This window comes from Chitinophaga filiformis, assembly GCF_021646545.1.
Classification (GTDB): domain Bacteria; phylum Bacteroidota; class Bacteroidia; order Chitinophagales; family Chitinophagaceae; genus Chitinophaga; species Chitinophaga filiformis_A.
On the sequence record NZ_JAKIRP010000013.1, the window covers coordinates 176,875 to 195,128 of the forward strand.

Annotated in this window: 19 protein-coding genes and 1 tRNA gene; 10 read left to right on the forward strand and 10 right to left on the reverse strand. The window is 42.3% G+C overall.

Annotated features, from left to right (window positions below; genetic code table 11):
- The first annotated feature begins 27 nt into the window (after positions 1 to 27).
- On the forward strand, positions 28 to 837 hold the full coding sequence (locus tag L3C95_RS26045) for a DJ-1/PfpI/YhbO family deglycase/protease (RefSeq protein ID WP_236392309.1): 810 nt from the start codon (positions 28 to 30) through the stop codon (positions 835 to 837).
- Between the two features lie 153 nt (positions 838 to 990).
- Here the strand turns inward: L3C95_RS26045 and L3C95_RS26050 are convergent, their stop codons facing one another.
- Together L3C95_RS26050 and L3C95_RS26055 are read right to left on the reverse strand one after the other, a co-directional pair.
- The gene (locus L3C95_RS26050; RefSeq protein ID WP_236392311.1) at positions 991 to 1,665 is read right to left on the reverse strand and encodes a hypothetical protein; all 675 of its coding nucleotides are present in this window, start codon (positions 1,663 to 1,665) and stop codon (positions 991 to 993) included.
- A 103-nt stretch (positions 1,666 to 1,768) separates the two neighbouring features.
- A tRNA-Pro gene (locus L3C95_RS26055) sits at positions 1,769 to 1,842 on the reverse strand.
- Between the two features lie 384 nt (positions 1,843 to 2,226).
- Here L3C95_RS26055 and L3C95_RS26060 point away from each other — a divergent pair.
- Entirely contained in the window at positions 2,227 to 2,595 is a 369-nt protein-coding gene (locus L3C95_RS26060) for a nuclear transport factor 2 family protein (RefSeq protein ID WP_236392313.1), read from the forward strand.
- A gap of 52 nt (positions 2,596 to 2,647) precedes the next feature.
- Here the strand turns inward: L3C95_RS26060 and L3C95_RS26065 are convergent, their stop codons facing one another.
- Entirely contained in the window at positions 2,648 to 3,394 is a 747-nt protein-coding gene (locus tag L3C95_RS26065) for a hypothetical protein (RefSeq protein ID WP_236392315.1), read from the reverse strand.
- 143 nt (positions 3,395 to 3,537) lie between these two features.
- Between L3C95_RS26065 and L3C95_RS26070 the strand changes: the two genes are divergently transcribed.
- Positions 3,538 to 4,023 carry a hypothetical protein gene (locus L3C95_RS26070; RefSeq protein WP_236392317.1) on the forward strand — a complete coding sequence of 162 codons (486 nt, stop codon included), beginning with the start codon at positions 3,538 to 3,540 and terminating at the stop codon, positions 4,021 to 4,023.
- Between the two features lie 11 nt (positions 4,024 to 4,034).
- Complete coding sequence (locus tag L3C95_RS26075) at positions 4,035 to 4,796, forward strand: oxygenase MpaB family protein (RefSeq protein ID WP_236392319.1); 762 nt, start codon at positions 4,035 to 4,037, stop codon at positions 4,794 to 4,796.
- An 80-nt stretch (positions 4,797 to 4,876) separates the two neighbouring features.
- Here L3C95_RS26075 and L3C95_RS26080 read toward each other — a convergent pair whose 3' ends face one another.
- Positions 4,877 to 5,596: a class I SAM-dependent methyltransferase gene (locus L3C95_RS26080; protein ID WP_236392321.1), complete on the reverse strand. Its 720-nt coding sequence runs from the start codon at positions 5,594 to 5,596 to the stop codon at positions 4,877 to 4,879.
- Positions 5,597 to 5,896: 300 nt separating this feature from the next.
- Positions 5,897 to 7,108: an NO-inducible flavohemoprotein gene (gene hmpA, locus L3C95_RS26085; protein ID WP_236392322.1), complete on the reverse strand. Its 1,212-nt coding sequence runs from the start codon at positions 7,106 to 7,108 to the stop codon at positions 5,897 to 5,899.
- Between the two features lie 487 nt (positions 7,109 to 7,595).
- Between hmpA and L3C95_RS26090 the strand changes: the two genes are divergently transcribed.
- Positions 7,596 to 8,336 (forward strand): helix-turn-helix domain-containing protein, encoded by a 741-nt coding sequence (locus L3C95_RS26090; protein WP_236392324.1) that lies wholly within the window; start codon positions 7,596 to 7,598, stop codon positions 8,334 to 8,336.
- Between the two features lie 66 nt (positions 8,337 to 8,402).
- A complete protein-coding gene (locus L3C95_RS26095; protein WP_236392326.1) occupies positions 8,403 to 8,933 on the forward strand; it encodes a VOC family protein in 531 nt (176 codons plus the stop codon).
- A gap of 170 nt (positions 8,934 to 9,103) precedes the next feature.
- Here the strand turns inward: L3C95_RS26095 and L3C95_RS26100 are convergent, their stop codons facing one another.
- Both L3C95_RS26100 and L3C95_RS26105 read right to left on the reverse strand, forming a co-directional pair.
- Positions 9,104 to 9,643 carry a YSC84-related protein gene (locus tag L3C95_RS26100; RefSeq protein WP_236392328.1) on the reverse strand — a complete coding sequence of 180 codons (540 nt, stop codon included), beginning with the start codon at positions 9,641 to 9,643 and terminating at the stop codon, positions 9,104 to 9,106.
- A 287-nt stretch (positions 9,644 to 9,930) separates the two neighbouring features.
- Positions 9,931 to 10,746: a class I SAM-dependent methyltransferase gene (locus L3C95_RS26105; protein WP_236392330.1), complete on the reverse strand. Its 816-nt coding sequence runs from the start codon at positions 10,744 to 10,746 to the stop codon at positions 9,931 to 9,933.
- Positions 10,747 to 11,164: 418 nt separating this feature from the next.
- On the opposite strand from L3C95_RS26105, the gene L3C95_RS26110 reads away from it, so the two are divergent.
- Both L3C95_RS26110 and L3C95_RS26115 read left to right on the forward strand, forming a co-directional pair.
- Complete coding sequence (locus L3C95_RS26110; protein ID WP_236392332.1) at positions 11,165 to 11,554, forward strand: hypothetical protein; 390 nt, start codon at positions 11,165 to 11,167, stop codon at positions 11,552 to 11,554.
- Between the two features lie 433 nt (positions 11,555 to 11,987).
- Positions 11,988 to 12,623, forward strand: a complete 636-nt coding sequence (locus tag L3C95_RS26115; protein WP_236392334.1) for an OmpW/AlkL family protein — start codon at positions 11,988 to 11,990, stop codon at positions 12,621 to 12,623.
- Between the two features lie 116 nt (positions 12,624 to 12,739).
- On the opposite strand, the gene L3C95_RS26120 is transcribed toward L3C95_RS26115, so the two are convergent.
- The 3 genes from L3C95_RS26120 to L3C95_RS26130 all read right to left on the reverse strand — a co-directional run bounded on the left by L3C95_RS26120 (position 12,740) and on the right by L3C95_RS26130 (position 15,589).
- Entirely contained in the window at positions 12,740 to 13,300 is a 561-nt protein-coding gene (locus L3C95_RS26120) for a hypothetical protein (protein WP_236392336.1), read from the reverse strand.
- A 63-nt stretch (positions 13,301 to 13,363) separates the two neighbouring features.
- Positions 13,364 to 14,587: a vWA domain-containing protein gene (locus tag L3C95_RS26125; RefSeq protein ID WP_236392337.1), complete on the reverse strand. Its 1,224-nt coding sequence runs from the start codon at positions 14,585 to 14,587 to the stop codon at positions 13,364 to 13,366.
- 222 nt (positions 14,588 to 14,809) lie between these two features.
- Positions 14,810 to 15,589 carry a DUF1080 domain-containing protein gene (locus tag L3C95_RS26130; RefSeq protein ID WP_236392339.1) on the reverse strand — a complete coding sequence of 260 codons (780 nt, stop codon included), beginning with the start codon at positions 15,587 to 15,589 and terminating at the stop codon, positions 14,810 to 14,812.
- Between the two features lie 209 nt (positions 15,590 to 15,798).
- Between L3C95_RS26130 and L3C95_RS26135 the strand changes: the two genes are divergently transcribed.
- Entirely contained in the window at positions 15,799 to 16,554 is a 756-nt protein-coding gene (locus L3C95_RS26135) for an SDR family oxidoreductase (RefSeq protein WP_236392341.1), read from the forward strand.
- A 262-nt stretch (positions 16,555 to 16,816) separates the two neighbouring features.
- Positions 16,817 to 18,235, forward strand: a complete 1,419-nt coding sequence (locus tag L3C95_RS26140) for a serine hydrolase domain-containing protein (RefSeq protein ID WP_236392343.1) — start codon at positions 16,817 to 16,819, stop codon at positions 18,233 to 18,235.
- The last annotated feature ends 19 nt before the right edge of the window (positions 18,236 to 18,254 follow it).

Below are 18,254 nucleotides of genomic sequence, written 5' to 3' on the forward strand. Positions count from 1 at the left end.
TATATGTAACAATTAAAAATTGATGAAATGATTTTCTTTAATCAAGCCATGCTGGTCGGTATAGTAAGCGCTTTTACTGTATTGAACGCAACAGCACAGGTTAAAACAACGGCCATGAACAGTCATGAACTTTCAGTATTGAATCAACTTGGATCACCCTCGGTTGTTGTGAATATGCCCGTATCGCAACTTTTGAATGCACCCGGGAATGAGGCATTGAAAGCATTCTTCTTTACTCCTGTAAAGGACCCGACTGCATTAAAAGGTAAAAAGATCGCCGTACTTGCTGCTGATGGTTTCGAGGAAATTGAATTACTCGGTCCGGTATGGTATTTCAAACAACTCGGCGCCAAAGTAGATATTGTAGCCCCGAAGTACAATCCCGCGCCAGAGAGATATGGCCTGATGTATCCGGAAATGTCAAAAACACATATCATGGCCATCCAGTATTTGCAACCCGTTGGCTGGGTAAAATTTGACCATACTGCAAACGAGATCAAAGTAAATGATTACGATGCTGTATTTATACCTGGTGGTGCATGGAACCCTGACAACCTGCGTTATGATAAAGATGTGATAAAGTTCATCCAGGATTTCAATAAGTCGGGTAAACTGATTGCCGCTATTTGTCACGCACCGGTGGTATTAGCATCTGCTGATATTCTAAAAGGAAAAACGCTGACAGGTTACTGGAATATACAGGTGGATTTGAAGAATGCCGGAGGCACGGTATTGGATCAACCAGTGGTGACAGACGGAAACCTGATCACGAGCAGGCACCCTATCGATGTAGCCGAATTTTCGAGAGCGGTAGAAAGCTGGTTGATCAAAAAGTAGGATCATCCATTTTATGGATCGTCTGTACGATAAAAAAAAAGGAACAGAGCATTCAAATGATCTGTTCCTTTTTTGACGTTCGATAAAAACGATTAATCTCGCAATCGAACAAGATCGCTAAAAAGTCGGACGACCCAGATTCGAATCCGCTACCTATTTCCTATATAAAATCATCAATACTTGTCCTGAAAAGCCAAAATCTCCCGGTATTTCTGATGTTACCCTTACTCCCAGATCAATTGTCTTATTAGGTAATGAATTATAAATATTGTTAGATCGGATGAACAATGCGTCTGCCATTTTTTGACTGCCCTTTACTATGCTATTGGCTACTACAACATTGTCTGTAATATTGAATAATTCTACTGCTATTTTACTATCCGTATTTCCTCCCGAGATACGACCACCGGCTGGTTGAGCATACATAACAATAGAATCAACGCCTGGGTAATCCTGCTTACTAAAACCGGGAAGTGTAGCCAAAATAGCTTCAGCGCTTGCTCCATCTTTATATACAGAGCCTGCTGTAATTCTTATAATAACCTGCTTGTCTAATGAGGTATTTGATCCATTACATACATATTGAGTATTGTCTATCTCGTCTGTATCAAGCTTACCATTGCCGTTTTTATCAATGCCTGATCGAACAGCTAATCCACCGGAACTACATTGAGTCCCCGCGACAACCGGTTGAATATCCAAAAGGCTTTTTAATCCATTTGGGCCCTGTGGTCCTTGCGGTCCTTCTGGTCCAGGAACATCATCACCTTTGCCACAGGAGAATAAAATAGCCAAACCGGCTAAACATAAAAGCTTTGTAAATTTCATAGATGTATAGGTTAATTGGTTTTTTTATTTCACAAACATGATGGCCAACAAACACGATTTCCATAAAAAAGCCGTTTCATTACTGAAACGGCCTTAAAACTTGTCGGGACGACTAGATTCGAACTAGCGACCCCTTGCACCCCATGCAAGTGCGCTACCGGGCTGCGCTACGTCCCGAACCGGTAACTACCGCTTTTCCAACGGCGGGATGCAAATGTAACAATAAATTTGATTTTTTAAAATTTTTAGGCACTTATTTTCCAGTTCAGCTAAGCTTAGCAGCAGAGTTTTATGTAATTGACTTTCAGTCTACTATAGGGAGCATTAAATTGCAACCGATGGTGCTTAAGGAGGCCAGACCCGGGCGATGAATTCTCTTAGGGGTAAAGCTGGTCCGCAGCCAGGCATTCATGAGTTTTATCCAGTCTTCACCACTTTCTGCAGATTCGCCCCAACCTGGTTAATCGGCAAAGCGACAGTATTTTACACTGCTTGCACATTTTTCATAAGTTTGACCATCACTCCCAAAAAATCGTTGATATGAACCTGAATGAGCTATGCATGTCTTATTTAAACGCTCTAAACGAAGGCGATCTGGGAAATGTGCTTGGTTTATTTACTGATGACGCTATTGTCCTATCACCACTTTACGGAAAAATGAATGTTAAGGAGTTCTATATAGCGCTCTTCAGTGATACCAGCAATTCTTCAACTGAGCTATTGAATATCTTTTTACCTGCGACAGGGAATAAATCGCTTGCACTACATTTCAACTACAAATGGAAGATGAAAAATGATTTTGTAGAAACATTTGAATGTGTGGACGTGTTCAATCTGAACGACACGCAAGACAAGTTCACGAAACTGACTATAATATATGACACTTATAAATTCAGAGACAATTTTAGCCGGATCCGCAGCCAGGGTTAGTTACCTGGGTATAGATTATATTAACAGCTCTCCCGCATAAAGTATGTCTTCCTTAAAAATCCGTTTCTGAAAATGATTTGTTAATATAGGCATCCAGAACAGCAGAAAAAGCCTCATAACTTTGCAGGGTAATAGGCCTTATTTTGCCCCAGTTTTGCACTATTTCCTTTCGTTTACTATTGGCTTTCAATTTATTAGTTTTCTTCTTATCCTCAATGTATGCTTCCATATCTTCTACCTCAACCGGAAAGCCCATTTGCTCATAAGTTACCATCTGACCGAGAATGTAGCTGTATACTAGCTCGAAGGACTCGGGGAAATATTTGATATCCTCTATGACATACTTCAGCTTATTATCTTTTGTCATTACTGTAAGTAGGGATACAAACTGGCCATCCCTAACATCGTTCTCCTTACGCCAAAAGGCAAACGGCGTATTCGACTTTGCAGGGTCAAGTGAAAATTTGATTTTATCCCCAAATTCCTTCCGGTTTAAAACAATAAAGAACTCCATCTTATCCACTCCCGCTGTCCCCCTGTGAAGCACCTGAAGATTAACATATGGATCATTTTTGGTGATCTCTTCCCGTAGTTTCCCCTGTTGCAATCCCATGAACAATGTGTGGAAGATTGTCTCCCTTTTGGCATTTACCTCAATTACCTTTGAACTTACATACTTTCCGGATACACTGTCTTTAACAATATATTTAAACTCCCCTGAATTATTGGATTGTGCGTCCGCTGATAAAGACCAAGTTAAAAGGGAAAGAGATGCAACTAACAGCTGTCTTATTCTCATAGGTATATTATAGTTATAACGCATTAAATATAATATTATTCTAATAAATTACATAGCCTCTAATTAAAGTATGTCATACATAGCTTTCCATAGTGTTGGAAGTATGAAATAAGTTTACTTACTTTGTACTACAAAGTACTTCTATGACATCAGACATGGAAAAATTCAGGAAGGAAATAAAGGGCTGGCTTATCTTTTTTATCGTTTCCCTTTTTTTGAGCGGTATAACCGCTTTCCCTGTAGAAACCGAGCTGCGATGGGTCTGCTCCTGGTGCCCCGAGCAATATTCTCCTTTTTATAAGTGGCTGAATACCTGTTACCTGGCAGTAAAGAACACCAATGAACAATACCCTTATCTGGCTTATGGATACGACTGGCTGGCATTTGCGCATATTGTAATTGCAATCGCATTCATCGGCCCTCTTAAGGATCCCGTAAAAAATATCTGGATCATTGAATTCGGCTGCATAGCCTGTATACTAATTATTCCACTTGCTTTCATAGCGGGATATATCAGACAGATACCGGTCTTCTGGCGGTTGATCGACTGTTCGTTCGGAATTATTGGGATAATTCCTTTACTAATATGCCATAGAAGGATAAAACAATTGGAAAAAGCAATAGCGTAAAAGTAATTGTGATGAAGACATTTGTGGAGAATACTTCAATTGTAAAGAAGATCTGGAGCACGACAGATATTACCCTTTTTATATTTGCAGGCGCCAGTGCAGAATTTGCATTGAACAAGCAGGTGGACTGGTTATATTTTACCGGCAAATTGCCTGGTGATCCCATAGGACGTCTGTTCTCAACTGTAAAATACGCACAGTATATTCTTTTTAAAGAAGAAAAAGAGGCGATTGCTTCGATTGAAAAAATAAATGCGGTACACCAGCATGTAGAATCGGCACGTGGTTTTAATATTACTAATGAAGGCTACCAGGACGTATTATACATGCTGATCTATTACTCTATTGCCTCTTTCGAATTATTACAAAGGAAATTAACCAGTGAGGAGAAAGATGATGTTGTAAGCACTTTTACCAGAATCGGGCATCATATGCATATACGCAATATGCCTTCTGATTACGGGGAATGGGAAAAAACATATAAACGTCAATTAACCCTCAACCTTTCGAATAGTTCGTTTACCAGGGATCTCTTTCAACAATATAAAAAGCACCTGGGTGCAGTTCGTTATTTTTTACTGCTGGATATTCAAAGAATGCTGGTATCCAAACAAGTCAACCACCTCCTCGAGCTCGGGCGCCCACAACTTGTTCAGTTACTGATTCCGGCTTACAGACTAATCCGTAAATACAGCTGGCATAAGCAGCTCATATTAATGATGGTGCCGCGTAAGTTTAAAGAACAGGTGAAGGCAATGGACCGCCCCATTTAGCATGGCCGCTTGTTGATGACCTTTTATCCGTCAAGCGCTCTAAAGCTATGATCCGACAAACATTATCTGATGAATAGCTGCTATTTGTTCTCTATCAGATAGGTCCTCAAAACCGCTGGGTGCAGCTTACCTTTTATCGGTTCATCTTCACGTACCTCCAGAACAACTTTTGCGTTAGTCATATTGAAGGGCGGCAAATCAATAAACACACCTGATAAAGACCTGGATCTGATGTGCGGACCGGCAATCTTATCGTAATTGGGAACAACATCGTCACCAATCAAAACATGCTCGGTAATCAGTACATATTTAAACTTCGATAGTTTAGGTATAATTTTCAGGATCTGTTCATTACTCAGGTGCTGTAACACTTGTCTTATAGTGACCAGGTCAGCCTGAGGCAATTCGTCATCAATTGCATTTAACTGCATGAACCTGGTTTTTGCGTTGCCGAACTCCTGCTGATTTCTATCAATCAGGCCTTTCACAACATCACCGCCGGTATACATCACGTCTACCTTATTAACAACCTGCGACATCACACGAAAATCACCACACCCGATGTCGAGAATTGACTTGATGTTGTGGGTCTTGATTATTTCTTCAACCTTACTGATGTATTGAGGAATATTTGGACTGTATGTGCCATCACCGGAATAGAACTCGCCGGGTTTACCACCCCAGGAATTGCTCTCGTAAATGTCAGAAAAAATTTGCTCAACAGGTTTATTCTTTAAACCCCAAAAGTACCTTTCCCGATACCAGTAATATATTTTACGTAGAAAAGAGTGTTTCTTCATATAGATAGCTCAGTCAGAATAATTCGGCCGGCAAGCTACATATATTTTAACAATTAACATAATTTATCAACTATTACTGCCTCTAAAACAGGGTCATCAATTTAGCCGTAGCGCCAAATTCGATGTACAGGTTCCATTAGCAGTTAGCCACACAAGGCAAATCCGTCAACACAATATAGAAAAAATAAATATGACTAACTGTTTTTAAGACGCCCCTGAAGATCCAAAAACAACAAAAAGTCGAAACTCTCAGGATGAGCTTCGACTTTTTTATTATCACAGTCAAGATTCACGCTTGTCTTAATTCAACTGCAGTGACGCCGGACCAAACTCCTCAAAATGGATAGCTGTCTTAGGAACACCATTCTCTACCAGGAAGTCATAATGTTTGGCAATGAAAGGTGAAGGGCCACAGATGTAATACTCTGCATGCGCCTGAATGATGTCTTCTTTTATTTTCGCTAACTCAACCCAACCGTGGTAGTGGGAAGCTCCTTCTGATACGGGGTCATCATAAAAAATATGCTGACTGACATGGTCATAAGTGTTTGAAATTTCAGCTAATCTATCCTTGAAGGCATGTACGGCTTCGTTACGGCAACCATGTATCCATGTAATTGGCATAGTATGTTCTTTACTCTTCTGTGTGATTAATTCTTCCAACATGGCTAAGAGCGGGGTTTGCCCGACACCGCCGCTGATGAATATTTTCGGGGCGGCTTTATTATCTTTCAGTACAAATACACCAGCAGGTGCAGAAAGATCAACCAGATCGCCTTCCCTGATATGATCGTGTAAACGGTTGCTGATCATACCATCAGGATGTGTGCTACCTGATTCACGCTTAACTGAAATGCGGTAATATTCGCCGTTAGGCGCACAGGATATACTGTATTGACGCGGTTGTAACAAGTTCAGTTCAGGCAGGAATAAGCGCAGGCTTATGTACTGTCCAGGTCTGAAATCAGCCACCGGACCGCCATCAGAAGGGTACAGATAAAAAGAGGTAATTTCATTTGACTCCTTAACTTTCTGTTTTACTAAAAATGGCCTCCAGCCAGCCCAGCCCCCTTTTTTAGCTGTTTGTTCTTCATATAATTTCTGTTCATGCCCGCTCATGAGGGTCGCCAATTGCTGATAGGCGACAGACCATGCTTCCAATAACTCAGGAGTAGCCGCATCGCCCAGCACTTCCTGAATAGATGCAATCAAATGCCTGCCTACTATGGCGTAATGTTCAGGCCGAATATCCAGGCTGGTATGTTTATGGCCTATATTATTGACCACCGGCAGCAATACTGAAGGATCATCTATGTGTTCGGCATAAGCCAGTACAGCCATTGCCAACGCTGTTTGTTGTTTGTTGTTCTGCTGGTTCCCCATATTGAAAACATGCTTCAATTCTGGATTATGACGGAACATACGGCTATAAAAATGAGTTGTTAACAACACCCCATGCTCTCTAAGAACAGGCACTGTGGCCTTTACCAATTGTTTTTGATCTGTTGTCATCTGCAAACCATATTAAAAATAAAAGATGTTTTTATCCTTTATTTGGTCAAAAAAATTTTATCAGTATAAACTGCCACTGGATCAACTCATTTATTGAGTTGTCCGATAGCCTTCTGATGCAGCAATTGCGTAATAGGCTTACGCATTCTTTAGATTTATTGGGTAAGGTACCAGGCCAATATCTGCAGCATTTCTCCGCAAAGATAGCTAAAGAATAATAAAAGACAACAACATCTTTTATTTTTCCTTCATCGCATAAAAATCTGCCCACCCAGCGTAACCAATGCCGTGATCAGCCATGATAAAAACTATAATGAACCGAAATGGTATCGTCGGGAAAAGCGTATTCAAAATCATATTCAGACATTTCTCAGGACGCTTAAACGTCTCCATTAGCGGACAGTCAGCGTTTAGTCCGGACGAACCCGCCCTGTCGCTTTACACTATCCCCTCATTTCGTAACTTGCATTCCATACAATGTAATGTCATGTCTTATCATGAATACCAGCCTTCCGGTACGCTACACGATTATATCGATGCCTACTGGACTTTAAGTACAGCGTCAACAGGGGCTCCGTACAACCAAACCATCTTTCCTGATGCATGTGTAGATATTATTATGAATCTAGGCGATACTTGTTTGCAGGTTAATGATCATACGGTGCTCCATCCTGGAAACAATTATCTGGTAGGCCCTATGTCGGAACGGAGCCAGGTAGTTAATCCGCCCGGCACTCGCTTGTTGGGGATTCGTTTCAGACCAGGCGCATTCACTTCCTTTTACAAATCACCTTTACATGAAATAACCGACAGGATCATTGAGTTCAGAGACCGTAATATATTGGCGATGGCTTATACCGACAAACACATTATTACACGCATTGACCACTATTTTCGTCAGCGGTCTGCATCCGGTACAACACTGCTTTCAATAATGAATTATTTACAGCAATGTAAAGGACAGGTATCTATAAATAAACTGGCCGAAATGCACCATATGTCCATACGAACACTCGAGCGTCTGGTAAAGAACAGTACCGGTATTACCCTCAAGAAAACAGCCGGTATCATCCGTTTTCAGTATGCCTTGAAACAGCTTAAAGCGTATAATGCTCCCGACAGCCTGCTACGTATCGCCTTAGAGTCAGGATATTACGATCAGGCGCATCTGTCTAATGAAATAAAAAAGTACGCCGGCCTCCCTCCTTCTGCACTGCTCTCCCGCTAAATTGTCGTTTTTTTCCAAAAGCCCCGTAATACCTTTTCTTATTTTTGTGCAGAACAACACTTCGGCATGAAGACCTTTAACTTCTCACTTATTATTATCCTGATCGCTGTTGCCTGTAGCAATTCTTCCATTCAAAAAAAACGAACCATGGAACAACGACTGAGTATTCTGACAATCGGCGTAAAAGACTTGTCTGCCGTACGTACATTCTATGAACAAAAGTTCGGCTGGACGCCAGAGGCCGTAAACAAAGACATCGTGTTTTATAAGATCAATGGCAGCCTTATTTCTTTTTTCCCGGCGAAGGCGTTAGCGGAAGACGCAAAGGTGCCCTATACCGAGGGTTCTTCAGGACACTACGCTTTGGGGTATATTGTAAACAACGAAAAAGAAGTGGATGAGCTGTTCGCGCAGCTCGAAAGTAAAGGAGTAACTATTGTAAAACGCCCGGTGAAAACGTTCTTCGGCGCCTATAGCGGCTATGTGCAGGATGTAGAGGGCAATCTGTGGGATATTGGCACTAATCCTTTAATACCGTTGGACGCTCAAAACAATGTAGTGGCACATAAGGATATACGACACCTTGAACAGCAATAGCTTTCATCACATTAAATTTGACGCATTCCATAGGATATAAAAAAAGAGGGTGTATCAAAAGTACGATACACCCTCTTTTTATTCAGGTACGTGAAGGAGTCAGGCACTCATTTAAGCGATTCTCAGTGCTTATTTTTACTTTTGAGTTTTTCTCTTGTGCATTACCACCCCTACTTTGCCGTTGCGTCATAAGTAAACTTCTGTCCGCCAAGGGCTGCCTCAAGCATCAACCCACCTTTTTCCTGACTGAACACAAGCACGCCATCCCGGTATTTGACATTGGCAGCAGCTCCCTCTTTTGCTGCAATAGCTGAGGCTTGTCCGGAGAATTCAAGTTTGTTGTCCTTAAAATGATCCAGTGCAGCTTTGTCTTCAAAGAAGATCACTTCTCTGTACGCCTGTCCCCCAAATTGGAAACCAGCGGTTACCTGCAGCATTTTTGCGAGACCAATGAATTTTCCCTTTTCGTAGACAGCGCCTCTACCAGCAGCTCCGCCAACACCGGCAGCGCCTTTACCTACGTTGGGAAAAATAACATATCCGTAGCTGTGGTCAAAAAGTGCATCCATGAGTTTGTCTGTCTCAATGAACGCGGCTTTAGCCTTTTTACTATCTTCTATAATCCTTTCTTTGTCCTGGCCTCTAACCATCAACGGAAGTAATGAACCCGCTAACACAATAATAGCAAGGCCGATCAGATACTTTTTCATAGCAATATCTTTTGGTTAGAAATTATAACCGGGCGCGGCAATGCATATCTGTTAAGCTGCCGGCACGATTTGTACTTCTATAACACAAGTAATATGCCATCGGGAATTCGTGTTAAAAGATCAAGTTATCTTTATATTACATATGGGATTAATTAACACTTGTTGGCAACAATACTCTTTCGACCTATCTGCCCGATGCGTCCCCCTTGTGCAGTCTGCTTACGTGGATTGCGGTGTGTATACAGTTTTTGAAGGGATAGATAATAATACTTTAAATGAACGGAATGTTAATCAACATTCACCGTAACCCGTAAATAAGTAGCCGGAATTACTGTACCATTCCCCGATCCGTTTTTGTTCTGACTGTTAAATAGCGCCTCCAGCTCCTGTTGTAAATCCTCCGATCTTCCCTCCCGCTCAGCAGCGTCAAAAGCATTCATCGTAGGTCCATAGAAATTTCTAAATACTGTAACAAATTCAGCCGGTGAAAACGGCGCAACAAAAGTATAAGTGTCTTTCTCAAATGATATATTCTCTTTGGGTATACCTGCGTTTCCAAAACGTTCAATCACATTACTTTCAACACCCCAGGTCATCGGACTGATAAACCCTTCTGGCGGAGGAGGTGTGTAAGATGAACTGATCTTCAGTATTTGCGCCACAAGGGTCGGATCGCCAGGGATCCAGTTACCCATCACTATTTTTCCTCCTGGTTTTGTTACACGAACCATTTCCTTCGCAACATCAAAGGGCTTTGGTGCAAACATGGCCCCGAAGATGCTAACCACCATGTCAAAGGTTTTATCTGGCAATTCACCTAAACTGCTTGCATCTCCCTCCTGGAATACACAATTAGTGAGCCCCTCCTGTTTAGCTCTTTGCTTGCCCGCTTCAACAAGATTTCCTGCAATGTCAACGCCTAGAACCTCTGCGCCGCTTTTTGCTTCAGGGATTGCAGTAGTGCCATCTCCACAGCCCAGATCAAGCACTTTCATCCCCTTCGCAACACCAATTTTAGACACCAGTTCTTCTCCACTTTGACGCATGGTCTGAGCAATACGTGTAAAGTCTCCTTTTTCCCATAATGCTTTGTTTGGATTCATACTGTTTTATTTTAAATGCTTAAAAAATTGCTGCCATTTATCGGGGTCTGGCAACCCGGATTGGCTCCCCGGAAATGTCAGCGGTATTAGAAGATTTATAAAGTAACAAAAGCCAGCCGCGACTGGTTCAACATCCTGCTGAATTTTCCTCAGACGGCCTGGTTAACAAACAACCTGTTTAACCTGGTCATGCAAAGCCGTTTAATACCATCCGATGCATGTTCTGCGACAAAACTAAAGGTTTCCACCTATGCTGACGATTGTCTGTCAGCATAAAAGATCATAGATGCAAAACGAATATCTGCTGCCTGAAAAGTTATTTAACATTAGCAAATGTTTAGCATCCCCCGTGTAAGAAAAACAATTATATTCGTTATGATATATTTTTTTTAACCCAGACACAAAAGAACCATTATCTATGAGAAAGTTGTTCCCTATCGCATTAATGCTATGCGCTGTCTTTTCTTTATCCAGTTTTGCTCCTGTACGTTCTGACGCCCCGCTGATCAAAAAGAGTGCATACAGGTACTCCTTTCCGATCACTGGTACAACAGATGGTACACCAGGCGCCGGCACGCAGGCCGGCATCATTGCCTACGAAATAAATGGCAGTGGTACTATACCATCTTCTATTACGTTCAGAACGCTGTCGGGAACTTCACTGGGAACTTATCCTTTTAGCCTCAGCTCTCCGGGGAACTACCTGGCTGGAGGCATGAAAACGCAAACGTCTATTACAGCGGTGTACTTTCACATCAGCACTGCCTGTGGTACCGGATATTGCCTGGAGTTTATTGGCGGTGTTTGATCGTTTAGTTAAACTTAGCAAGAGACACAATCAGGTGTCTCCAGCATAACCGTTGATGCCACTGTCTATTTTACACCTCAATGTATTGTTATGAAAAAACTATTGCCAATGGCGCTATCAGATCATAGCACAAGCAGCTGGCCCGGGTATGTTGTTGAGTTTATAAGCCCATTTTAACTGTACAAGTTCTTTTTCAACGAACCCTTTCCGCCAAGTCGGAAAGGGTTCGTTGCTATTTATACTACCATATCACTATCTGTTCCTTTTAGCCACAGGGCTTAGTTATAACACTATAAGGCAAGCTTACATTACCCCTTGTCTGAGCGGTATCAGTTATTTAAATCTTCAGAATCAGTATTAATCCTGTTCTTCATCACCTTTTTCATGTTCCGTCTATTCTAGGTTTGTGTCAACAAGAAACCAAATCACAATCATGAAAAAGTTACTATTATTTAACATCTTATGCTGCTTTAGTTTATTAGGGTTTGCTCAACAGAAAGGAGAATGGCGTGCACGCCTGAGAGCTACCGCTGTAGTTCCTGATGCCAGTGCTGCTATCAGTACAATAGGCGGTAGTGCTGACATCTCAAACACGGTTATTCCGGAGCTTGATTTCACTTATTTCCTCTTTGACCGTGTGTCAGCTAACCTGATACTGGGAACGACCAAACATAAGGTAACTGCTAAGGGTACTGCTCTTGGCGATGTGGATCTGGGCAAAGTATGGTTGCTGCCTCCTACGCTGACCTTCCTCTATCATCAGCCTGTTGGTAAAGGAATACTACCATACGTTGGTGCAGGTGTCAACTACACTATATTCTATGGCGTAAAAGAAGGTCCTGCCATAGCAGACATCTCGTACAAGAATAAATTTGGCTTTGCCACCCAACTGGGGGTTGATATAAATATCAGTAAAAAATGGTTTATCAATATAGACGCTAAAAAGATCTGGCTGAAAACAGAAAACACTGTCACCACAGTTCCTGAAGTAGCCGGAGGCGCAACTGTATATGCAGATACGAAGATCAATCCCTGGCTGTTTAGTGTAGGTGCGGGATTTAAGTTTTAAGAAAGCGGGGACAAAGGCAGAATACCTTCTGCAATACTTCAAATACGAGACATGTAGAAAGAGCTGCTCTTAAGTGCAGCCCTTTCTATATGTATTTCGAAAAAACTCCTCCCCGGCTATTCCTGTACCCTTGATACCAATTTTAAGGTCTTCAGATCGTAAAGTAAGATCTGATAATCGTCACCCTTATCATACCTACTGTTATTATTAGAATCATAGTGTCCGGTAACTAGCATACCTCCGGTTTTCTCATTGACTACCCAGTCCCGTACATAAAATTTGTCGTCAGTTAACTGTGTTTTTTCCTGCCCATCAGGAGAAAGTAAAATTATCTGAGTTGGATCCCCCCCGTCAATATGTTTACTGTTATCAAGATTCACAGTATTCGCCAGCACCATTACCTTGTTAATCTGCAAACTATCTATTTTGATCTGCGCAGTCTTGCTTATCCATCCATCCTTAGGAAAATCAATCCGTGTTGACTGGCCATTTTGCGTATTGATGAACAAAAGATATTGACTTCTGACAGACAATTTGCCCCAATTTTCAACTTTTAAAAATGCATATGGTGTTCCCTTGATTTCTACCAACCTGTCGGAATAAAGATGATTATATTTATCCTGTCCATAAGCCGAAATCGTAAGTATAGAAAGAAATAGGATAATGATATGTTTCATTTTATGACTATTGCATTTTATGTGATTAAGTACATTCTTTGACATGCGTACAACCTTCTTGCCTTAATACTTTGCATCAGCTTTTAAATGAATGTTCTTCTTTTCTGTTTGCTTCTGAATACTCTTGTATATCCGGTTTGTAAACGAGCTGTCTACTTCCGCTGATTTCCGGCTTTTAAGATCTTTCTCGATATATTCCTGCCGCTGTTTGGTAATTTTAATCAATTCCTTATTCAGACTATCTCTCTCGGCTATTTTTTGCTCAACAAACACCTTTCTTTGAGTAGCAGTCATATTTTTCATCACATCAGGCAATTCTTCTTCCTTGATAGTCTCAAGGCTTACTGACTTCTCCCTGTAATTCTCCAGCAGCTCCTTCTGACCATAATATGCAGCTTTACCCGCTTTAGTCGAATTATACTCTGCCCGTTGTGCTTTTACATTTGCCTTGGCAGCGCCGGTAATCATCTTGCTATTGGAAACTTTTTCATAGGCAACAGACTTTTCATTTGCGTTGCCATAATAGATTCTTGTATCGTCCAACCTGTCGGACAAATCGGCAATCGCATTATCATACGGGGTGTTCACAGCTATATCATTGGCGTCCATTCCTACCTGCGCATAACTGCCCTGGTTACATGACGCTATTTCTTTCCATATCCGCATTGCTTTGCTGTCATTGCCCATCAGAATAGTATTTAACACGATATCTCTCTTTTTAGCCAGCCCACAACTTACCGGGTATTTAACATCATCCTGATAATCCATATGCGGCGAGCGGTCTCCTACCAGGAATACTGTTTTGTATGTATTATAAGCAGTGTCCCAGTTAAACTTCGTCACCGCCTCATACAAGGCCTGGTTAACACTCTCCGGCTCATCTCCCCCACCCTCTGCCGCTATCTGCATCAGTTTTCCATATACGTCGTCTATATCACTTGATAAAGCGACCTTCCTGGTTACAAACACATCTCCCTTATCTCGATAGAACAGCAATCCCATTTCAATGACCGGCGCCGGTTCTGCCTGCGCAAGGCTACCCGCAATTGACCATATCTTTTCTTTTGCAGCACCTATAAGGCCACTCATGCTACCGGTGGCATCTAAGGCAAATACAATCTGGATCTTCGACTGAGCAGGCCTCGGCTCCCCGGGAGCTTTATCTGGCTGTATTGTCGAAGATGGCCGTGCTTCGGTCCGGACGTTCTGCGTATAGGGATGTAAGTAACTGATAAACAATGAGGCTCCAACAATTGTCAGAATAGGAAAGAGAATTTTCTGGCTCATGAAAAGTTGATTTTAGGTGATACTTTACAGGATTCCCTAAAAACCAGATTTCCATAATCGCAAGTGTTAAGAAAATCATAAAAGGCGAAAGCTTGATCTTCATTCAATCCACAGTTACCCAATGAAGTACCGGGCGACAGCAAATTGTAGCTTTTCGGCACAGGTAACGACCCAGTCAAGCCTTAAAACACACTGTAAAAATGAAAAGATACAGGCATTGAGCTATTCTCGTGACAACCTTCCTTCCAGGTTCAAAATCCTGATGTTCCTGAAATCTATTGGCTGTCCTTCACTCTGCAACGCAATAAACCCTGCATTCAGCAACTTCCCGTCCTGCTTCTGCTTAGGATCATACCTGTTCACCACCGGCCCGCCAATCTGTGGTTTTGAATATCGTAATACCGTATCTCCGTTAATAATATGTGTGATCAGCGAATCGCCCAACACAATGAGCTCCGCCTGTATCCATTCGTCTTTACTATAGGTTTTTGAAGTGGAGTTGATGCAATGCCGGGTATCCAGTTTGCCCTCATATACGATATGCGTACCAGGAGAGCACATATTCCCGGTAGGTCTCGGCTTTCCGTCGTCCAGCCCCGCCAGGAACTGCATCTCGATGGAAATGGGCCAGTCCTGCTCTTTGGGCATGGTACGAGGGTCCTGCGAATGATACATCACCCCGCTGTTAAGCACAGTATAAGAAGGAGCCGATTTTACCCATTCTCCTGTAAAACGGTATTCCAGTTTAAGATGGTAGTAGGAGAATGGAACTTTATAATACAGATGCCCATACTGCTCATTAAAACTGCCATATTGATCGTAACGCACCTGGATAGTGCTATCCTGTACCCGGAAGGTATTCCCGAAATTATCCCCGGTTTCGTGATGGTGGATCTTGACGATCCAGTCATTAATATCCCTGCCGTTAAATAACGGCGTCCATTGTTCCTGTGCCCGGGCCACATACTGAAACATGACAGCCGGCAGCAGAAAAGCCAGCATTCGTAGCTTGTTTATCATAACGGTTAATAAGTGGTAAGCTTAAATATAGTCAGAAATTATTTCTTTTTCATCTCCTGTCACTGGTGAACCCATCCTCTTATTTCTTGTTATAGATTAATATCCAGGACTGGAAATGCTGCCAACTTTGTGTCATTCATCGAAAGATACATTATTTCTTAACCGGCCCCCAAACCACAAAACACATAATTATGAAAGCAGTAGTAATCGGAGGCACCGGCCTCATTGGTAGAAGACTTGTTGAAATATTGAGCGAGCGCGGTCACGAGGTAATTGCGGCCTCCCCCTCCTCCGGGGTTAATTCTATTACAGGTGAAGGCCTGGAGCAGGCATTCGGCGGAGCCGATGTCGTGATAGATGTTTCCAACTCGCCCTCCTTTGAAGAAAATGCCGTTCTGAATTTCTTTCAAACCTCACAGAAAAATATAGCTGCCGCCGAGAAAGCAACAGGTGTAAAATACCATGTAGCCCTGTCCATCGTTGGTACCGACCGTCTGCCGGACAATGGTTATTTCCGTGCGAAAGTGGCCCAGGAAAAACTGATCAAAGAATCCGGTATACCTTATACCATCCTGCACGCTACTCAATTCATGGAGTTCGCAGGCGGAATCGCTGACTCTTCCATGAAGGGGGATGATGTGATCTTGTCTACCGGCGCCATCCAACCCGTTGCAGCGGCAGAAGTATCTGAGGCACTGGCGGATGTAGTCGAAGCAGGCCCTATTAATGGCATCACCGAAATTGCAGGGCCTGAGCGTTTCAGCATGGCCGAATTTGTACGCCAATATCTCACCGCAAAAGGAGATACCCGGAAAGTGGTTGCAGATCCGCAAGCACGTTATTTTGGTAGCATAATTGATGAACAGTCGCTTGTCCCTCTGGGAGATGCCCGCCTGGGTAAAATTACCCTGAAACAATGGCTGGACAAACAGGCGGTTCAGGCCTGATTCACTTAAAACAAGCTATAACAAGCCCCTTTTTTACAGCGAAAAGGGGCTTGTTATTATTCTATTAACATGCCCCCGGTTTATAAATGAAAAACGCAAGCTGGTATGTATTAAAACCGGACATCAGCTGTTCATAAGTGGGCACCCCTGATAGCATTCCAGCGAAAACAATCAATTGATTTACAATCGTTTAATACATTGGCATATATCTGGCTGAGAAGCACCGGCATCACCATAGTGACCATTCAAGCCACCAGCAAAAATGAAAAGAGCACTGATATTCCTTTTATTGAGTGGATCGATTTTTTCAGCCAATGGCCAGACAGGCAACAAAGCAAAACGTGCAGATGATTTTATGTCTGCTGTATTCCACCAGGGGCAATTCTCGGGCGCTGTTCTACTGGCTGATCATGGCAGGATCATTTACACCAGGGGTTTCGGTTTCTCCAACCGCCAGACGAAAGAACCATTTACACCTCATACACCCTGTTATATCGGATCAATATCCAAGCAATTTACCGCGCTGGCTATTGTAATGTTAAAAGAAAAAGGAAAGATTAAATATGACCAACCTATACGAGAATATTTTACCGAATTGCCCGACTGCTATCAACCAGTAACAATCCGCAACCTGCTGCAACATACTTCCGGACTTGCCTTATTTGACGATTATCCCAATATGACTACAACTGATGTATTTAATATCTTAAAACAGCAGACATCTTTACGCTTTACACCAGGTTCTAAGTTTGAATACTGCAACGCCAATTATACGTTGCTGGGAATGCTTGTTGAAAAAGTATCAGGAAAAAGTCTGGACGCTTTTCTCACCACCAATATCTTTATCCCATGTGGCATGAAGAATACTTATGTTGATGAACCTGCAATGAAGAGCAGGAAACGGGCGGTGGGTTATTATTTATTTGGAGATGAATACAATTACAGCACTTACATTGGCGGCGCTGCATCCGTCGTGTCAACCGTAGAAGACCTGTATAAATGGGATAGCATGCTCTATCTTCCAACTATCATCTCAAAACAATCGCTTGCAGAGATTTTTACGCCTGGTAAAAATGAATGGGATAATAAAATGTATGGTAAACAAGGCTATGGGTACGGCTGGTTCATAAGCGGCAACAGCAATGACAAAATCATCCACCACGATGGTGGTTTTGCAGGATTTCGTGCATACATAGAAAGACAGGTAAACAAACATAATACCATCATCCTTATCAGCAATGTCCGACATGAGCTGACAGGCAACATCAGGGCAGCACTGGTGAATGTTCTGAATGATCAACCATATACCTTCCCTAAAATTTCAGGAGCCAACTGGATCATGAGTAAAGCAAAGAAAACAAGTGTGAAACAGGCGATCCTTGATTACAGAACTTTATTAAATACCAAAGACAGCAACAACTATTATTTCAGCGAAAGAGAATGTAACTCCCTCGGCTATTATTTACTGAGGAATAACAGGCTGGATGATGCCATCGAACTTTTTAAATTCAACACAGCGCAATTCCCCACATCAGGCAACGTCTTTGACAGTATGGGCGAAGCCTATTTAAAAGCCGGCGACAGCACCAATGCATTGGCCAGCTATAAAAAGGCGCTTGAACTTGACCCTGGCAATGGCAGTGCGGCAGACATCATCAAAAAATTAGAGCGCTACGAGTGAACCATCTGCCGTCAGAAGG